The sequence below is a fragment of the Bacteroidota bacterium genome, assembly GCA_016715945.1.
Lineage (GTDB): Bacteria > Bacteroidota > Bacteroidia > Bacteroidales > F082 > JALNZU01.
On the sequence record JADJXJ010000001.1, the window covers coordinates 2,549,701 to 2,569,251 of the forward strand.

At 51.3% G+C, this 19,551-nt stretch carries 12 protein-coding genes and 1 riboswitch; of the genes, 9 read left to right on the forward strand and 3 right to left on the reverse strand.

Annotation, left to right across the window (positions count from 1 at the left end):
- The first annotated feature begins 6 nt into the window (after window positions 1-6).
- The 4 genes from mnmG (at window position 7) to IPM52_10065 (ending at window position 8,081) form a co-directional block, all read left to right on the forward strand.
- Window positions 7-1,878, forward strand: coding sequence for a tRNA uridine-5-carboxymethylaminomethyl(34) synthesis enzyme MnmG (gene mnmG, locus IPM52_10050; protein MBK9291953.1), 1,872 nt, complete (start codon window positions 7-9; stop codon window positions 1,876-1,878).
- 13 nt (window positions 1,879-1,891) lie between these two features.
- Window positions 1,892-2,800: a class I SAM-dependent methyltransferase gene (locus IPM52_10055; GenBank protein MBK9291954.1), complete on the forward strand. Its 909-nt coding sequence runs from the start codon at window positions 1,892-1,894 to the stop codon at window positions 2,798-2,800.
- 1,372 nt (window positions 2,801-4,172) lie between these two features.
- The gene (locus tag IPM52_10060) at window positions 4,173-6,542 is read left to right on the forward strand and encodes a HAMP domain-containing histidine kinase (protein ID MBK9291955.1); all 2,370 of its coding nucleotides are present in this window, start codon (window positions 4,173-4,175) and stop codon (window positions 6,540-6,542) included.
- 63 nt (window positions 6,543-6,605) lie between these two features.
- Window positions 6,606-8,081 (forward strand): oligosaccharide flippase family protein, encoded by a 1,476-nt coding sequence (locus IPM52_10065; GenBank protein MBK9291956.1) that lies wholly within the window; start codon window positions 6,606-6,608, stop codon window positions 8,079-8,081.
- On the opposite strand, the gene IPM52_10070 is transcribed toward IPM52_10065, so the two are convergent.
- Window positions 8,070-9,332, reverse strand: coding sequence for a DUF819 family protein (locus IPM52_10070; GenBank protein MBK9291957.1), 1,263 nt, complete (start codon window positions 9,330-9,332; stop codon window positions 8,070-8,072). The genes IPM52_10065 and IPM52_10070 overlap by 12 nt on opposite strands.
- Before the next feature lie 53 nt (window positions 9,333-9,385).
- Window positions 9,386-10,084 carry a ComF family protein gene (locus IPM52_10075; GenBank protein MBK9291958.1) on the reverse strand — a complete coding sequence of 233 codons (699 nt, stop codon included), beginning with the start codon at window positions 10,082-10,084 and terminating at the stop codon, window positions 9,386-9,388.
- Between the two features lie 70 nt (window positions 10,085-10,154).
- Here IPM52_10075 and IPM52_10080 point away from each other — a divergent pair, with 70 nt between their 5' ends.
- The 4 genes from IPM52_10080 (at window position 10,155) to IPM52_10095 (ending at window position 15,459) form a co-directional block, all read left to right on the forward strand.
- Entirely contained in the window at window positions 10,155-10,904 is a 750-nt protein-coding gene (locus IPM52_10080) for a hypothetical protein (protein ID MBK9291959.1), read from the forward strand.
- A 38-nt stretch (window positions 10,905-10,942) separates the two neighbouring features.
- Window positions 10,943-12,688, forward strand: coding sequence for an ABC transporter ATP-binding protein (locus tag IPM52_10085; GenBank protein MBK9291960.1), 1,746 nt, complete (start codon window positions 10,943-10,945; stop codon window positions 12,686-12,688).
- A gap of 81 nt (window positions 12,689-12,769) precedes the next feature.
- Complete coding sequence (gene rnr, locus IPM52_10090) at window positions 12,770-14,995, forward strand: ribonuclease R (GenBank protein MBK9291961.1); 2,226 nt, start codon at window positions 12,770-12,772, stop codon at window positions 14,993-14,995.
- A 56-nt stretch (window positions 14,996-15,051) separates the two neighbouring features.
- A complete protein-coding gene (locus tag IPM52_10095; GenBank protein MBK9291962.1) occupies window positions 15,052-15,459 on the forward strand; it encodes a 6-carboxytetrahydropterin synthase in 408 nt (135 codons plus the stop codon).
- A 176-nt stretch (window positions 15,460-15,635) separates the two neighbouring features.
- Here IPM52_10095 and IPM52_10100 read toward each other — a convergent pair whose 3' ends face one another.
- Entirely contained in the window at window positions 15,636-17,159 is a 1,524-nt protein-coding gene (locus IPM52_10100; GenBank protein ID MBK9291963.1) for a hypothetical protein, read from the reverse strand.
- Window positions 17,160-17,305: 146 nt separating this feature from the next.
- Window positions 17,306-17,497, forward strand: a riboswitch (cobalamin riboswitch).
- A 321-nt stretch (window positions 17,498-17,818) separates the two neighbouring features.
- Here IPM52_10100 and IPM52_10105 point away from each other — a divergent pair.
- On the forward strand, window positions 17,819-19,549 hold the full coding sequence (locus IPM52_10105) for a DUF4465 domain-containing protein (GenBank protein ID MBK9291964.1): 1,731 nt from the start codon (window positions 17,819-17,821) through the stop codon (window positions 19,547-19,549).
- The last annotated feature ends 2 nt before the right edge of the window (window positions 19,550-19,551 follow it).

A 19,551-nucleotide genomic window follows, 5' to 3' on the forward strand; every position in this document is an offset into this window, starting at 1 on the left:
CTAAAAATGCTATTTGATACTTATGATGTAGTTGTGGTAGGTGCAGGGCATGCAGGCTCAGAGGCTGCTGCTGCCGCTGCTAATATGGGCAGCAAGGTGCTGCTCATCACCATGAACATGCAAACTATTGCGCAAATGTCGTGCAATCCTGCCATGGGCGGAATCGCAAAAGGGCAGATCGTGAGGGAAATTGATGCATTGGGTGGTTACTCCGGACTGGTTACCGACCGCACCATGATTCAATTCAGGATGCTAAATAAATCTAAAGGACCGGCCATGTGGAGTCCGCGCGCCCAAAGCGACCGCATGCTTTTTGCTGCAGAATGGAGGCGTATGCTCGAACAAACGCCAAATGTCCATTTTTGGCAGGATACTGTTTCGGGTATTCTGGTCAAGGACGGTAGGGTAGTGGGTGTGCGCACATCCATGGGCCAGGAAATACCGGCCAGAGCCGTTGTGCTCACCAACGGCACTTTTCTGAACGGTATCATACATATCGGTGAGAAATCGTTTGGCGGAGGAAGAATGGGGGAGAAGGCAAGCCGTGGAATTACGGAGCAGCTCGTAGAACTTGGTTTTCGTGCCAGCAGGATGAAAACAGGCACTCCGGTGCGAATAGACGGCAGAAGCATCGATTTCAGCCGACTGGTAGAGCAAAAGGGCGATGAGGATGTGAGAGGATTCAGTTTCCTCGAAAAGCAGGAATTACCCCGGCAGATGAGCTGCTGGATTGCCCACACCTCGAAAAAAGTGCACGATACGCTTCGGCTTGGTTTCCACCTCAGTCCGATGTTCACCGGCCGGATCGAAGGAATTGGTCCGCGTTATTGTCCAAGCATTGAAGATAAAATTGACCGTTTCTCTGGCAAGGATTCCCACCAGTTGTTTGCTGAACCCGAGGGATGGAATACCATCGAATATTACCTCAACGGATTCAGCTCGTCCTTGCCCGATTATATTCAGCTCAAAGCCCTCCGTTTGATTGAGGGATTTGAGAATGCCAGGATTTTCCGGCCAGGATATGCCATCGAATATGATTATTTCCCACCTGAACAGCTAAAACATACGCTCGAAACAAAACTTATCGAAAACCTCTTTTTTGCTGGTCAGATTAATGGGACTACCGGTTATGAAGAAGCTGCCGCGCAAGGAATCATTGCCGGAATCAATGCACATCGGAAAGTGAACGAACTCGACGAATTTAAGCTTGGGCGCGATGAAGCCTACATCGGGGTATTGATTGACGATTTGATTACAAAAGGCGTGGACGAACCATACCGGATGTTTACCAGCAGGGCAGAGCACCGCATTCTGCTGAGGCAGGACAATGCTGATGCCCGTCTCACTGAAAAAGGATATAAAATAGGCCTGGCCAGCGAGGAACGTTATCAGAAGTTTTTAGAAAAGCAAGGGCATATCAACGCACTGATCAACCTGCTTTCGGACATTTCTGTGACCCCCGAGGACATTAACGGAATTCTGGAAGCACGTGGAACGAGTCCGCTACAAACCCGCCAGAAGCTTTCTGCCTTATTGCTCCGGCCGCAACTGGGCATATTTGATTTACTTCCTTTCTTCAGGTCACACTGGCAGATTCCCGATACCCACGAACGTTTCACGGAGATGTTGGAATCGGCCGAAATCGAGGTAAAATACGCTGGCTATATTGAGAAAGAAAGGGAAATGGCAGAAAAACTGAAGCGACTCGAACACATCCGCATGAATCCCGACTTCGACTATCATGCGCTGCAATCTTTGTCATTCGAAGCTCGCGAAAAACTCTCGAAGATCCGGCCACAAACCCTCGGACAGGCTTCGAGGATTAGCGGTATTTCGCCATCTGATATTTCCGTATTGGCCATATTTTTAGGACGTTAGAAATCTGTTTCACGTGGAACATAACGCGGTAGCTGAAAACAAAGGCTCAGAAGTTTGCCCCCTTTGTGGGGATGATAAAGCAAATGTGTTTCATGAAACAAAAGATTATTTCCTTACAAAAGAGGAATTCTCTGTCCTTGAATGCCCGACTTGCCGGCATTTATATACCTATCCATGGCCCGAGCGCCACAATCTTTCGAAATATTACCAATCTGAAAATTATTTGAGCCACAAAGAGAAGCCCGAGTCTATGTTTGAAATACTGTATGACCGGGTGCGTTGGTTCAACCTCAGGGTAAAATTCAGCCAATCTGCAAAGGGTCTTCAAAAAGGAAAACTTCTCGACTATGGTTGCGGACGAGGCGATTTTGCAGGCCTGGCTTCAAAACGTGGTTGGGAGTGTTACGGCCTCGAACAGGATGATGAGGCAAGAACTTTTGCAAAACAGCGCCATAAAATAACTGTTTTCGCTCCGGGGGAAACCGATGGTATTCAAGCCGGGTCTTTCCGATTGATTACTATGTTTCATGTGTTGGAACATCTACCGGATGTCGATACCACCTTCAAAAACATACACAATTGGTTGGAACCAACTGGCAGATTGATTATAGCATTGCCAAACCCGGATTCCTATGATGCCTGCCATTATGAAAAGTATTGGGCTGCCTGGGATGTTCCCCGTCACCTGCATCATTTCCGAAGCGAAGTCATAATCCGTGTTGCTGAAAAGCACGGATTGATTTTCGAGAAAACCTATCCCATGTACTGGGATGCTTTCTTTGTTGCGGCCTTAAGCGAACAATATAAGGGAAGTCGCAACAAATGGATCAGAGCTGCATCACTTGGCCTGAAATCAAATATCCGTGCATTGTTTTCCGGACAATTCTCCAGCCTGATCTATCAGTTCAGGAAAAGTTTATGAATCTGCTTTGACAGGATATGCTTACCTTGCAAACAGATTATCCTGATATCGAGAACTTCTCATGAAACGTGCAAAGTTTTCACCTGTCGCCCTCCTGATGATGGCAATGGCTGCAGTGCTGATCTGTTTTCTGTTCACCGTTGCACAACCGGAGGAAAAGGACTTGAAATGGCATGCGGAAGAACTCCGGATGCTTATAAATCAACGGAAGGAACAACTGGCAGGTTTTACGTCGGCTGCCGCTTCAAACCTATCGAGGATAATCAAAAACGATGCGACAAGTCAGCTTTGGAAAGATGACTACTTTGTTTCTACTTTGGATGCACCGTTTTCGCTTTTGATTTTATATGGCGACAGTGCGCTGTTCTGGAACAAATCGCTTTCTTCAGATTATTCTGTTTTAAACTTACAAGATAGCATTGGCATATCTCCCAGCGATGCCGGACTTTTAATATACTCCTCAGCCTTAATCAATGGCTACAGGATCATCGCATCAGAATACGTTTACCGTTCCCATCCGATTGAGAATCCATATTTAGAGCAGGGCTTTACCGAATATTTTCATAGTTTATCGGGTAAAATTAAGATAATCAATACCTTATATTCTGAATCTGAGAGTCTGACAATTCCGCTGAACAACGTTGCAGTTCACATTTCATATGCGGACAAGGATCAACAGACGGATTCAAACAGAAATCCATTCAATGCCGACTTATTTATTTTTCTCTTTTTGTTTTTCGGGGTGCTGCTTCACCGTGAGCTAACCGTAAGAAAAGGAAAAGGGCAAATAAATTTTAATAACCGGCTGAATATTGCTTACTGGCTAGGCCAAGTGTTTATCGCCGTTTTCATGGCAATAGTTCAGATGAATTCCGACCAAAGCTTTCTGTCGGAACCCGGAGGACTGCTAACCGAACTTTTAAAAAATTGGACACTCACTTCTGGCTTTGTTTATTTGATGTTATGGTTTGGGCTCACCCAATGGTTGGCTAACGATGCAATGCCCAGCCTAAGGATACAACGGAAGTTTCTGGCCGCACTCTTAACCCTCTTGTTTGTTCCGCTGACAACGGATATTATTAGCCATAAAATCATTGAAAATATTGATATACAAATAGATGGTGTTTATATATCTGGCCTGAACAATTTCAGCTTCTCATATTTTGCGGCCTTGAGCATCGTGGCAATAGCCGGGATTCATGCCATCGCAGTTGCATCGGTGCGGATATTCATGTGGAGAGATAAGCTATTTCCTCAACTACTTTTGATTGTTTTTATCCTGCTGTTTCATCTATCAACTTGGTATTTCGAAAGTGAATTTTTCACTGGCTCGTTGCTTGCAGGACTCATGCTGATTTCTTCCTTTCTTCCCTTGAGTAAAACTCTCGCCTACCTCAGGAAATTTTCCTACCTGCTGGCCTGGTTTGCGGTATCAACCGGCCTGGCCTTTATGCTAACGCATCAGGGAGGTAAACTTGCCGACAATGAGCAGCTTTTAACTGCAAAGAAGCTAAGTGCCGATAAAGATCCGATGCTTGAATTTCTCTTTCCTGATTTAGCTGCAGCATGGGCCAACGACAGTACACTCAATCGGATGGTATTCCGGAAAGAAACAGAAGATCAGGAGATTAACAGCTATATCCGGAATACATACCTCTCGGGATATCTCTCAAAATATGAAACCGAATTAACAACTTGCCTCACCACACAAAACCTACTCATCCAGCCCGAAAACAGGATGATGAATTGCATAGAATATTTTCGGTCTCTGGCGGCACTGCGCGGCGACAGCCTGAAACCGAACGGATTATTCCTGCTCGAAAACAATCTGCTTGGCGTGCATTATGTCGGTTATCTGATATTGACGAATCGATCTGGTCAGCAAACGGACAGCCTGCACCTTTTTGTCGAGTTCTATTTCAAGTACATCCCTGAGGGAACGGGCTACCCTGACCTGCTGATCGATTCGCGTAAAGGCATCGGACCTGACCTGAATAAATACAGCTTTGCAAGTTATCGCAACGGAGTATTGTATTACAAGTTCGGGGGTTACTTCTATCCACTTCGTTTAGATCAGATAACTACTGCCGATGATGGTTTTTTCTGCCGGGAAGGTTTCAGGCATGCGATTCTCAAATATGACGATAAAACGCTGATTATCAGTAGAAAAGAGCAATCATGGGCCGAAACCCTTGCGCCCTTTTCTTTCTTTTTGCTCATCAATGGGTTGCTGCTGACATTGATGGTATGGGTAGCTAATGGTTTCCCCGATTTCAGAAAAACATTTGTCACTTTCCGGACGCGTCTGCAGCTCATTATCTCTGTTTCGCTTATCGCATCGTTCACCGTAATTGGCATCATCAGTGCAATTTACCTTGCCGACATCTACAGGAAAAAGAACGATGACTTTCTGGCCGAAAAAACCCAGTCGCTGATTGTGGAGCTCGAGCACAAGCTGAAAGATCTTCCTCTTGAGGCTGGTAGCATGCGCGACTACCTCAACCAGATCCTCCTGAAATTTTCAATGGTCTTCTTCACCGACATCAACCTGTATGGCGTGGACGGAAAACTGCTGGCCACCTCCAGGCCTGAGATTTTTGCCATGGGGCTCACTGGCGACCTCATGCATCCCGGGGCTTTTCGTGCCATGCGCCTTCAAAACCGATTGTATCTCCGCCAGTATGAGGAAATAGGCAAGGCGCGTTTCATCTCGTCCTATGCTCCTTTCAAGAATACCGATGGCGAAATTATAGCCTTTGTAAACCTGCCGTATTTTGTGCGCGAAAGCGAGATGCAGCGCGAAATCAGCTCCATCCTGCTGTCTTACCTCAATATTTTCCTGTTGCTTTCATCAGTTTCTTTGCTTTTTGCGCTTTTTGTCTCGCGCCGGCTCACGCAACCCTTGCAAATGATCCAGCAAAAGATGAGCAAGCTGCAGCTGGGGCATACCAACGAAAAGATTCAATACCAACGGTTTGACGAGATCGGCGAACTTGTCAACCAATACAATACCCTGCTCGATCAGCTTGCCGCCAGCGCCGAACTGCTTGCCCGTTCCGAACGCGAAAGCGCCTGGCGTGAAATGGCCCGTCAGGTAGCCCACGAAATTAAAAACCCCCTGACGCCCATGCGTTTAAGTGTCCAATACCTCATCAGGGCCTTGGACAACAATGATCCCGATATTGACCAAAAAATCAGAAATATCTCCCAAACACTTATCAGCCAGATAGATACGCTTTCATCTATCGCATCTTCCTTCTCCGATTTTGCAGTGATGCCGCAACCTAAGCCCGTAAAACTGGATTTGTCCGAAGTCCTGCAAAAAATCGTGAACCTCTTCGACCATCAGGAAAACATCACTTTCGGGCTGCAGATCAGTGCCAGCACCCCGGCATGGATCGAAGCTGACCCGGAAAACCTGAACCGGATCTTTATCAATTTGATTAAGAATAGCATACAGGCCATCGGCAACAAGCCGCAAGCCCGGATCACAGTGAGATTAAGCGAAAGCACTACGGCTTATCTGGTTGAGGTAGAAGATACAGGCAAAGGAATGACCGAAGAAGAGGCCAGAAAGGTTTTCTCTCCCAACTTTACTACCAAATCCAGTGGCATGGGCATGGGTTTGTCCATCGTACACAGCCTTGTGCAGCAGGCCGGCGGAAAAATTGACTTCAACACCCGGCCCGGACAGGGAACCACTTTCCAAATCGAACTGCCCCGGGCTGCCAGCCCCGCATGAAACCTTGCGTGCCAATGCGACTTTAGCCGGCAAGCAAACCGATTTCATACTTTTGCCATCCGTATGAGCCAGAACAATCCCATCAAAGCGCTTGCCGGTCAGACTCTGGTGTATGGGCTGGGTACGTTTGTGCCCCGCCTGCTCAACTATTTTCTTGTCCCCTTCTACACCCGTATCTTCGACGAACCGGCTTACGGTCAGATCACCGAACTCTATGCCTACATCGCTTTTCTGATGGTTGTGCTGACTTATGGTATGGAAACCGCATTTTTCCGCTTTGCGCAAAAGCGACCGGGTAAGGAGGTTTTCAATACCGCGTTCAGTCTGATATTGTTTACCACGGGTATTTTTTTGGCGCTCGTGTTCATCGCTTCGCCCGGACTTGCAGCGCTGATTGGATATTCCGGAATGGTGCCCATGGTCACACTCACGCTGCTCATTGTGGCCGTAGATGCCCTCAATGCCCTGCCTTTTGCTTTGTTGCGAAAACAACAGCGCCCCGCACGATTCACCCTGATCCGAATTACCAATGTGGTGGTCAATATTGGCCTCAATCTGCTTTTTCTTGTCTGGCTGCGCGAACCCATCAGCGCCCTCACAGCTGAAATTTTCGGGCCTCATGCCAACCTGGCCATCTGGGTGTTTGTGTCTAACCTCATTTCCAGCCTGTTGTCCACATTCATGCTCCTGCCGCTGCTGAAACAGTTCAGATTTCAGTTCAACAGCCTGTTGATCAGGGAGATGCTTGCCTATGCACTTCCTATCCTGATTGTAGGATTGGCTGGAATGGTGAATGAAGTGCTCGACAAAATTTTGCTGAAATATCTTGTGCCCGAAAGCGGGCAACCACTTCGTCAACTGGGTATTTATGGCGCAAACTACAAGCTGGGCATCCTCATGACCCTGTTCGTACAGATGTTTCGCTATGCTTCCGAGCCATTTTTCTTTGCCCGATCAGGCGAGAAAAAGGCCCCCGAACTCTTTGCCAGGGTGATGCACTACTTCAACCTTTCGGGCCTGGCCATTTTCCTCATCGTTGTGCTTTACATGGATCTTTTCCAGCATTTTATCGGTCCGGCTTATCGCGAAGGCTTGTTTATCGTTCCCATCATATTGATTGCCAATTTGTTTTATGGGATTTATTTCAACCTGAGCATTTGGTACAAGCTCACCGACCGCACCGGCGACGGGGCATGGCTTTCGCTCACCGGGGCTGGCATCACCCTGCTGTTCAATTTTTTGCTTGTACCTGCGATGGGATATGCCGGTGCAGCATGGGCTACCTTAATATGCTATGCCTCTATGGCCGCCATCTCTTATCTGTGGGGACAAAAGGTCTATCCTGTGCCTTATAAAACAGCTTCTTTTTTCAGCTTTCTGGCGCTCAGCCTTTCGCTTTACCTGGTTTCCCTCTGGCTTTCGCCCCGGAGTCTGTTGCTGCGGCTTGGTTTGAACACGCTGCTTTTTGCAATCTACCTGCTTTTTGCCTACAGGAGCTACAGAAAAAGCGAAGCACAGGCACGTGGCTCAGAAATTTGACAACAGATTGGCAAGCAAAAAGCCCAGATAGTTCCCCACGGCATATCCAATGATTCCAATGGTGATCCCGGGAACAATCACCTCCTTGTTTTTGATGGCTCCGGCAACCACCGGCACGAAAGGCGGACTGCATATCATGGCAGTGGAGGTGATAATGACAGTGTCGGTGTCGATTTTGAACAGTTTTGCAAACAACACATGAAGCAACAGTGACCCGAACACTGCCCAGGTGATGTAGCCAAAAAGCCCGGGAGTGATACCAGCAAAGTTGCGCACATCGGCCATGGATGCCACCACAATGCTGAAAATCAGAATCAGGTACATGCCCGACTCGAAGGTTTTCTCAATGCGGTTGATAGAAGGAATGAGCGATGCCAGCAAGCCAAGCGTGGTAATGCTGAGGATGACTACCACCATCAGCATGTTTTCGGGTACCAGCATGCTAAGTCCTCCTCCGATGGCCACAATGAGCAAAGTGAGCCCGTAAGCTTTGAGCAGGGGCAAAAAAACCGGCTTCCGGAAAATACCCCAGAATGGGTCTTTACCGTCCAGATCACGGATCTTGACGTCTTCGAGGCTAACAGGGTAGGGGGGGAGGAAGAAGCCAAATAATCTCTGAGCCAGTGTCATCAGAAATGCCAGATAAACCACCCCGATGATCAGGTCGTAGGTATGGGCCAGAATGTACACATTGGCATCCACGTCGAGCATCATTTTGAGCGCTGCCAGATTGGGTGTCCCACCGGTATAAACGCCCACCAGCATGCCCGAGAGCTTCCAGAGGTCGGGCATACCTTTGCCTTTGAAGATAAAATAACCAACCACCACAACGATGACCACCGAAGCAAACCCGGTGAGCATTGACAACAGGCTTTTGCCTGCCATATTGCGCCACTGTTTCACATTGGCCGAAAACAACACAAGGGGAATGGCCAGCAGGATGGTCAGACTCATCAGCAGGTCGCGCAGCTTGTAGATCTTAAAAGCCAGCACATCGTTGTGGCTGATCAGGCCCTGTTCGAAAAGCGCCTGCACCCCAGCGGCATCCGTTTTCGGATTCAGCAGCAGGTACTCGTTGAGGTAAGCGCCCATCGAAGGCAGGATGCCCACATTGCCTATCAGCAGCCCGATGGCATAGGCAATGATCACCGAGCCGAGTTTGTTTACGAAAGGTATGGTGTGGCACAGGTGAAGGATGATGATTGGCGTCAGAATATAGAACAACGCCAGCGCAATGATGGTGATATCCATAGCTTTAACAAAAGCAGCAAATGTAATGCAGAAATAATGGAAATCAAAACGTCTCATCCGGTGGCCACGGCTGCCGCTGCCACGCTGATGCGGATGCCCTGGATGGGTTCGAGTGCCCTGATGCAACCTTCGATGGTGCTGCCTGTGGTAATCACATCGTCGATCAGGAGCAGGTGCTGGCCTGCAAAGGCCTCGGGCTGGCGCACCGCAAAGATGTCTTTCACATTTTTCCAGCGTTCTTCCCGCGATTTTTTTGTTTGCGTCTGGGTGGCCACGCCCCTGAGCAGGTTGTTGCGCGAAATGGCAATACCGGTGATTTCGTTGATGCCGCGGGCAATCACCTCGCTTTGGTTGTAACCCCTTTTGCGCTCGCGTTTCGGATGCAGGGGCACAGGCACCAGCAGGCTCACATCGCTGTACAGCTCCGACGATCGGATGGCTTTGCCTATTTCTCTGCCCAGAAACAAACCTGCATCACGGTTCGATTTGTACTTCAGTTCATGGATCAGCGGCTGCACACGGCCGTGCTTGGCAAAAAAATAGCAGGCCATGGCTGCATGCAAACGCACCTTGCCGTAAAACAGCCTTGCCACAGGATTGTCGGCAATGCGCTCGTATCCCGTGCGCGGAAGCAGATAATGGCAGGTCAGGCACACCGTTTGTTCGGTTTTGTTGAGCAGTTCGCCACAGCACGGACACACCTCAGGATAGAACAGGGAGAGCAGATCACCGGAAATCTGTCGGATTAACATAACCAATTGGCTGTTGGTGAATAAAAATAAGCACCTTTGTTTGGTTATTGCAAAACTAAATTTTTATCCCATGCTGCATTACGGGCGGCTGACAGCCGGAGCATTATGTTTTTTCCTGATGTGCGCATGCAGCGGAAAATATGAGCCCGACAGGCCCATTGTTGCCGGCAGCCACAAAGGCATGAAAATGCAAGGAGGTCCGGTGGTCATTCATCCCGGCGGGTATTATAATTTCGAAACCATAGCCCTCGATGCCAACCGCGACGGCACGGACGATTACAAATTCTCGCTGGGTTATTGGGGCTCACCGGGCATGGGAATGAAACTACATTCCTCCTTTTCGTCATTGCACGACGGGGCGCTCCTCTTTGGCACCACTACCGAAGATACCCTCTTTGTGCGGACTACCCGGACATTTTCTTTCGATCCGGGCATGAATATGGTTGTGGCCTACACCCTAACCAAACACGACTGCATGAAGCGTAGCGTAGAATATTTTCCTGCAAGCCATGCACCGGCATTTCATCCATTGTGGCTCAACGAAGGCGACCTGATTGGCGGAACGGAAGATAATTTTCGGCCCGTAGCAGTCTCTTTTGTTTATTCGGACAGCTGGCCTCCTTCCACAACCATCATCAACGATACCTTGTGGGTGAACCGGAGCGAAACGCGCAACGATTGCCGGGCCGTGCCTTTGGGCCAGTCGGTTTTTGTGGGTCTTGCCATGATTGAAAACGGAAAGTTCAAAAGGGGATGGATCCGTTTCAGGCTGGATGGTGCCGAAAAAATTACTTTCGAGGAAATGGCTTTTCAGCGCTGATGCGCCCAGGTTCATGCTTTCCTTACATTTGCCCTGCCATGGAAATCAATCCTGCCACTTTGCCTTTGCTTGAGGTGGACAAATTGCGTGTGTCGTTTCGCACCCGGGCCGGCCTGCATCACGCGGTGCAGGATATAGGCTTCAGTGTGATGCCTGGTGAGAGTCTGGCCATAGTAGGCGAATCGGGATCGGGCAAATCGGTGACTGCCTTATCGCTCATGGGATTATTGCCGGCCCGCTCGGCCATTGTGCAGTCGGATGCCTTGCTTTTTGAGGGCCGCCATCTGAATCAGCATGACCCGGCTGCATGGAACGGCCTGCGCGGAAAGCTCATGTCGATGATTTTCCAGGAACCCATGACTTCGCTCAACCCGGTGATGCGCTGTGGCCTGCAGGTGGCCGAGGCCCTGATGGTGCATCGCGGGATAAGTTTAAATGAGGCCCGGCCCATGGTGCTCGAATTGTTTCGTCAGGTCATGCTGCCCCGCGAGGAACAGGTGTTCAAAGCCTGGCCGCACGAGCTTTCGGGCGGTCAGCGGCAGCGTGTGATGATTGCCATGGCCCTGGCCAACCAGCCCCGCTTGCTCATTGCCGACGAACCCACCACAGCCCTCGATGTCACCGTTCAGAAAGAAATCCTGCGTTTGCTGGCGCGCCTCAGGGCTCAATACGGCATGGCGCTCATATTCATTACCCACGACCTGGGCGTGGTGGCAGAAATAGCCGACCGTGTTGCCGTGATGTACAAAGGACAGCTGGTTGACCAAGGCCCTGTAAACCAGGTACTGCTTCATCCAAAACACCCCTACACCATGGGCCTTATGGCCTGCCGACCCCCACTGGATATGCGCTTCAGCCGCCTGCCTGTGGTCAGCGAATTTCTCGAAGGCAAATGGAAAGACAGCCGGCAAATGGCCCAACAACTTGCGCTCCCGGAAAGCCATCGCCACCAACTCCACAGTGCGCTTTATGCCAGGTCGCCTCTTTTGAGTGCCCGGAACCTCTCCGTTCACTTTGCGCTTAAAAAACACGAAGGAAAACGGCAAATCCTGAAAGCCGTCGACAACCTGAGCTTCGACATCTATCCCGGCGAGACCCTGGGGCTGGTAGGAGAATCGGGAAGCGGAAAAACCACCCTCGGTCGTGCAATATTGCAGCTCACCAGGCTGGCCTCTGGCAAGGTCGTTTTCAAAGGCTCGCCCGTCGATCCGGACAACAGGTCGCAGTTCCTCAGGCTGCGGCGCAGCATGCAGATTGTTTTCCAGGACCCCTATTCCTCGCTCAATCCGCGCATCATGGTGGGCGAAGCCATACGCGAACCCATGCTGGTGCATAAGCTCAATGGCAACAGGAAAAAGCAAACCGAAAGGGTGATCTACCTGCTTGAGCGCGTCGGACTGTCGGCAGACCATTACCACCGTTATCCCCACGAGTTTTCCGGAGGTCAGCGCCAGCGCATCGGCATTGCGCGGGCCTTGGCTGTTGAACCTGAGTTTGTGGTGCTCGACGAGCCGGTTTCGGCACTCGATGTATCGGTCCAGGCCCAGGTGCTCAACCTGCTGGCTGAGCTGAAAGCTGAGTTTAATCTCACCTACCTGTTCATCTCACACGACCTTGGGGTGATCCGGTACTTTTCCGACAGAATCATGGTAATGCACCACGGAAGGCTCCTCGAAACCGGCGAAGCCGATGAGCTGTTCAACAATCCCCGGCAGGATTACACCCGCCGCTTGATCGAAGCTTTGCCCGGCCGGGAACTCCGGACTTCTGTCCAATACCACTGAAAAGCAGGTGTTTTCATATTATTTCGCTTAGTGCCCGTGGTTTAGGCTTACCTTTGTGCATTATTTATGCATTTCAGCTCAATGCCAAAAAACAAATCCAAAAGCAACGGAACCAAAGCCATACTCCGGCAAAGCATACTCAGCCTTTTCGGCGCAAATCCATTTAAGCCCCTCAACCACAAACAAATAGGCAAAGCCCTGAGCATCAACGATGCTGCCGGCAAAGACCTGCTATTTCAGATCCTCGACGAACTGCAAAACGAGGGGATGATCGAAGAAAAAAACAGGTTCAAATACGTCCTCACCCAGCATGCCTTGCGCGAGCATGGCAAAAAACAATACGTCACGGGCAGGGTGGATATGAAAAGCACCGGCAAAGCCTATGTGGTGCCCGACGAGGGTGGCGAAGACATCTTTATTGCCCCCAACAACACCTACAAAGCCCTGCACGACGATAAGGTGAAGGTGCTGCTGTTTCCGCGCCGGTCGGGCCACAAACCCGAGGGCGAGATTGTGGAAGTGCTTCAGCGTGCCAAGACCGATTTTGTCGGAGTGATCTCTATCAGCAAAAAATTCGGCTTTCTGGTGCCCGACAGCCCCACCATGCCCGTGGATATCTTTGTGCCTGCCGAAGGCCTGGGTAAGGCCCAGAACGGCGATAAGGTAGTGGTGCGTCTCACCGATTGGCCCGACCACTCGAAAAACCCTTTCGGCGAGGTGATCCACGTGCTGGGCAAACCCGGCGACAACAATGTGGAAATGCTCAGCATCCTGGCCGGCCACAACTATCCCCTGGCTTTTCCGGCAGCTGTCGAAAAAGAAGTGGCGCGCATCGACCATGGCATCACCCCGGCCGAAATTGCCCGCCGCCGCGACTTCCGCCAGGTATTCACCATCACCATCGACCCGGTTGACGCCAAAGACTTCGACGATGCCATCTCGCTCCGCAAACTCGACAACGACAACTGGGAAGTGGGCGTACACATAGCCGATGTGTCGCACTACGTGCCCGAAGGTTCGGCCACCGACGCCGAAGCCCGCGAACGCGGCACCTCGGTTTACCTGGTGGACCGCACCATCCCCATGCTGCCCGAAAAACTCTCGAACCACATCTGCTCACTGCGTCCCGACGAGGATAAACTGTGCTTCGCCACCGTGTTCGAAATGAACGACCAGGCCGAAGTGCTCAGCAAATGGATCGGCCGTACCGTGATCCGGTCCAACCGACGCTATGCCTACGAGGAAGTCCAGGCCATGATCGAAGGCCAGCCAGGCGACAACAGCGAACAAATCCTTGTGCTGCATGGTCTGGCCTCCAAACTGCGCGAAAAACGCATGAAAGAAGGCTCGATCAACTTCCGCACCGAAGAAGTGAAATTTGTGCTCGACGCAAACGGCAAACCCGTGGATACTTACGTGAAAGTGCAACAGGAAAGCCATATGCTCATCGAAGACTTTATGCTGCTGGCCAACCGCACCGTGGCCGAAGAGATCGGCAGGCCTGCCGGAAAGTCGAAACCAAAAACCTTTGTTTACCGCGTTCACGACCAGCCTAACCCCGAAAAACTCAACACCTTCCTGCAGTTTGTGGGCAAGCTGGGCTACAGCATGAACATCAGTTCGCGCAAAAAACTCGTCGAGTCGTACAACCGCCTTTTCGAGGCCGTGGAAGGCAAAGGCGAGAAAAACCTCATCGAAACCATTGCCGTGCGCACCATGGCCAAAGCCGAATACAGCACGCAAAACATCGGCCACTACGGACTGGCCTTCCGCTACTACACCCACTTCACTTCGCCCATCCGCCGCTACCCCGACCTGATGGTGCACCGCCTGCTCGACCGCTACCTCTTTCAGCAGAAACCCTCGGTGAGCGCCGAAACCTACGAACCCATCTGCCAGCACGCCAGCGAAATGGAACGCCGGGCAGCCGAAATGGAACGCGACTCGGTGAAGTTTAAGCAAGCCGAATACCTCGCCGACAAAATTGGCAAAACCTTCGAAGGCCTCATCTCGGGGGTGAGCAAATGGGGCCTTTTCGTGGAACTCAAACAAAGCAAATGCGAAGGCATGGTGCGCTATACCGAAATGCCCGGCGACTATTACTACCTCGACGAAGACAACTACCGCGTGGTAGGGCAGGGGACAGGCCGCGTTTACCGGCTCGGCGATCCGGTGACCATTCGCGTCAAAAAAGTGGATATCATCCGCAAAAAAATGGACTTCGTCCTGCTGGATACCGATGTGCTCAGCTCATTCAAAACAGCTCCGGACCACAAAAGCACAAAAAAATCTAAAAACCGGCGCTGACCCAGCTTTATTTGAACCAAAGACCGCTTTGCCGTGTTTTCTTAAAAAAGTCATAAATGAAAGTAGCCGTTTACCGCAAAGCACATTTCAACGCCGCACATCGCCTCTACAACCCTGCCTGGACCGACCAGCGCAACAACGAGGTCTTCGGCCTGTGCAACAACATCAACTGGCATGGCCACAATTATGACCTGATTGTGAAAGTGGTGGGCGAGGTGGATCCCGAAACCGGTTATGTGATCGATATGAAAATCCTGAAAGACCTCATCCGCAAGGAAGTAGAAGAACGTTTCGACCACAAAAACCTCAACCTCGATTGCCCCGAATTCGATGGCATCATTCCCACGGCCGAAAACATTGCCATCGTCATATACAACCTGCTCAGAGCCAAACTCGACGACAGATACGAGCTGCAGGTGAGGCTCTACGAAACCGAACGCAATTTTGTGGAATATCCGGCATAACCCCCCATCAGGGTAATAGTGCCGGGTACACGCTCACAATTCATCATCCGGCTCAAATCCAGCGCCTGAATATTGAGTTTATTCAACCCTGTCGGGGTTCAGAAATCTGTCAACACCAACTTTTACCAACCTTGAATCTTTGGCTGCTGAGGCTGTGAATTTTCACCCTTACGCAATCAGCGAATTGCGCTGCTGAATTTGAAAAGCCCTTCCCTATATTCTGTAACCGGGTTATGCGACAGCTGTGGTGCGCCGGGAACACGGCTCCAAACCATCAGCTGGGGCGATTTGAATTTGAGCAGATAGCCCTGACATACACGACCCGATTCAAATGCCTGCATCCCGAAACTGCGCTGGTTGTGCCGGTTGAGCAGGATCAGGTCAACCTCCTGCGCCCTTGCCCTCCTGAGCAATTCCTCTCCTTTAAGGTCAGGATCTATTTTCTGCAGCTCGCTCCAGGCCATCAGGCCCTGAATGGACTCAAAGTTATCCAGCTCATCGAAAATGAACTCCATAGGCGCTGCAACCTTGAGCGAATCGCTTCGGCTTCCCGCAAATACTTCCCGCATCTGCGCATTGAGCAGCGGATCATACTTTCGTGCTACAACCTGGCTGTTATAAACCAACGAAACAATCAGCACCATACCTGCCAGTGCCTGACCCCATTTCGGCACGCGATTTTTCGCCATCCCCTCGCTCAGCGCACTGACGATGATCAGACCCCAGAAGGGCAGAACCGGAATGATGTATTTCGTGGTTTTGTGCAAGCCCAACAGCCCGAGGAAAAACATTGCCGCCAGTGTATAGACCAGCAGCAGTTGCTGATCGCGCCAGAGACGCCTGTGCTGCGTAAGCAGCGAAAAAACGATGAGCAGCGTAAAGACAATCTCTTTCGGGCTGTGGAAATAACGCATATGCTCATCCCGAAGGTTGAGAAGGAAGTGCATCCACCAACTCCCGGTACTGCGACCATTGGGAATAAAAGTGAGCTGGTGATACCACAGCGAAAAATCGTCAACGCCCCTGAAATCGGCAAAATACAACAGCGCAGCCACGCTTGCCGCAGTACCAAATGCCAGTGCTCCGGTCCAACGGCGCATGACCAGCAAACTGACAAAACCCGCAGCCACAAAAACGGAACCATTCAGGTGGGCCACCAGCGCCAGTCCGGAAAAAATGCCCGATAAAATGATTGACAGGTATTGATTTCCTTGATCTGCTGCAGCTTTGTGAAGAAATAAAAAGCTCAGCAAAACCAGGCCAGTGAGCAACATCTCGGGTCGGAAAATAAAGCCGAATTCGAAAATAAGCGGATTAGCCAGGAGCAAAATCAACAATAAAACCCTTTGCTGCGGGCTTGTGACCAGTCCTGTCCGTTTGCCCAGATGCAGGCTGAGCATCAGGCTGAGCATCAGGAAGATAAGCGATGTGCCTTTGAGCAAATGCATATTGAATCCTCCCAACCGGATGGCCACTGCCCCGATCCAGGTGTGCAGCTTGTGGTGCAAAACCAGCCTCTCCTCGCTTCCTGCGATGCCGTTCATCAGTTTCGACTTCACCACACCTTCCCTTGCAAGCCAGTAACTGTGCTCTCCGAGCCAGGCATCGTCCACATGAGGCATACGCCAGGGCAGGCTCATGGCAAACATGAGCAATGTGAGCATCAAAATGCCTGCATAAAGGTTATTTCGATTGGCCAATGGTCAGATTTTGGCGTGCAAATGTCCGTAAATAATGCATACGGGCGCAGGCCACATGATGGGTTAGGGCTTGGTTCGGTTGCACTGCCTCCGCCTTTTAGATGGATTTTTTTCGGTGATCGTCCAAAAACCAGCTTTTTGAAATAACTTTGCCCCCAGTTTGCGGTTCTTCGCAGAAGATTAAAAGGGAATCCCGTGCAAGTCGGGAACTATCCCCGTAGCTGTGAGTCCGTGCACAGGCCTCGTCCAACAGTGTCACTGTCTGCCGCTCAGGCAGATGGGAAGGCCGGACGCAGGCCGGACAAGTCAGAAGACCTGCCGCAAACCGTTGTTCGTAGCTTTCGGGCGAAAAGCGAAGGAACAGGCCATACGCCACGGTGTATTGTTTGATTCCCCCTTTCCCGCGAGTTACCATTTGATAACCAAAACATCCATGGTTTATGAATGGTTTGTCGCGTATGCCAATCAAACTCCGCGAGGCTCAAAAGCCTCAGGGATTCCCCCGTGTGCTTACCAACGCAAAGATGTTGCGGTCAACAATAACCACCTGCCGGAATGCTGACCGGCAACATGGTTTGACCTGCAAAAGGGCGATGGCGGGTTCTGCTGCACAAAGCGCGAACATCACAGCTGCTTCCGGAACCCTAAACCCTTATCCTATGTTGCATCATTACACTTCTCAAAAGCCGGTGCGACTGGCTGCCCTCGCTGCCCTCGGCTTATGGCTGACTTTCAGTTCGGCATCCTTTGCCCAGGGACCTTTTCCCCCTGCTGCCGGACAACCGGGCAGCACCGCCATTCACAAAGACGACCCGGCTTTCAAGGCATGGGCAAATGGTTATGAAATTGTCCGCGGATGGGTCAACATCGCCGACACGAGTGTGTATGCCGGTGGCTCCAACAGAGCCAGTTTTGGCCATCCCTCCCAAGCCCTAGGGCCAGCCTCAGGTGTGAGCACCGAAGTGGTGAGCCTGGGCGATGGCGGCCACATCACCCTCAGCTTCAGCCACCCCATCGTCAATGGCCCGGGTTTCGACTTTGCCGTATTCGAAAACAGCTTCAGCGACACCTTTCTCGAACTTGCCTTTGTGGAGGTGAGCTCCGACGGCCAGCGCTTTGTACGCTTCCCCGCCACCTCGCTCACGCCTACCAATGCCCAGGTGGGTAGTTTTGGCACCCTCGATCCGACCAACATCCACAACCTGGCCGGCAAATACCGCGGTGGATACGGTACGCCCTTCGACCTGAGCGACCTGGCCGACAGCACTGGCATCGACCTCAACAACATCCGTTTTGTAAGGATAGTGGACGTGGTGGGCAGCATCGATCCGGCCTTTGCCACCTACGATGCACAGGGCAACATCGTGAACGATCCATTCCCCACTCCCTTCGCCTCCGGGGGCTTCGACCTCGACGGGGTGGGACTCATCAACATCGGCCTTCCATACCGCATCAGCCATTTCGACGATCTGAACCTGGCTCCGGATAGCTACTGGAACGGCTCGGATGGCTCCGGCGGTTTCCTGAGCGGCAGCGCCTTTTTTGTGAATACCTACGACCCCAACTGGTTTTCGTGGAGCGGATGGGCCTATAGCAATATGCGCGATGACACTACCGCAGGATGGAGCAACCAACACAGCGCCATCACTGCCGGAGGAATGGGCGCCGGACCGGATGGGGGCACCAACTACGCCCTGGCCTACGTGTCGAGCGATTTCATGGGCAACAACGACCCCATTCCCGTGCAGGTCAACTTTGCCGGCGACAGCCTCTTTATAGCCAATGGCCTCTATGTGACCAACACCACCATGGCCTACCTCTCGATGCGCGACGGCGATGCCTTTGCCAAAAAATTTGGTGGCCCCGGTGGCAACGACCCCGACTTCTTTGTGCTCAATGCCTTCGGCATCCGTCAGGACGGCAGCCATACCGACACCCTGCAGTTTTATCTGGCCGACTACCGCTTCGACGACAACAGCCTCGACTACATCGTGAACGACTGGCGCTGGTTCGACCTTTCGCAGCTGGGTCCGGTCAAAGGCCTGCGCTTTTTCCTCCTCAGCTCCGATGTGGGCATCTATGGCATCAATACCCCTACCTACCTTGCTGCCGACAACCTCAGCCTGGCCCTGCCGGCCTCGCCTGTTGCCCTGCCCGAACGCCCCTCAGCCCGCTTTGCCGTGTGGCCCAATCCCTTTAGCGATTACATCAACATCTCCGGTCTCGCAGTCCGGCAAGTGCAGCTGTTCGACCTGAGCGGCCGCATGCACCTGGAACTCAACGGGCCGGTAAATGGCACAATAGGAACATCAGCCCTCAAACCCGGTGCATACGTGATGCGCATCGTGCATCAGGCAGGTATCGAAACAATCAGGCTGCTCAAAAAATAAGC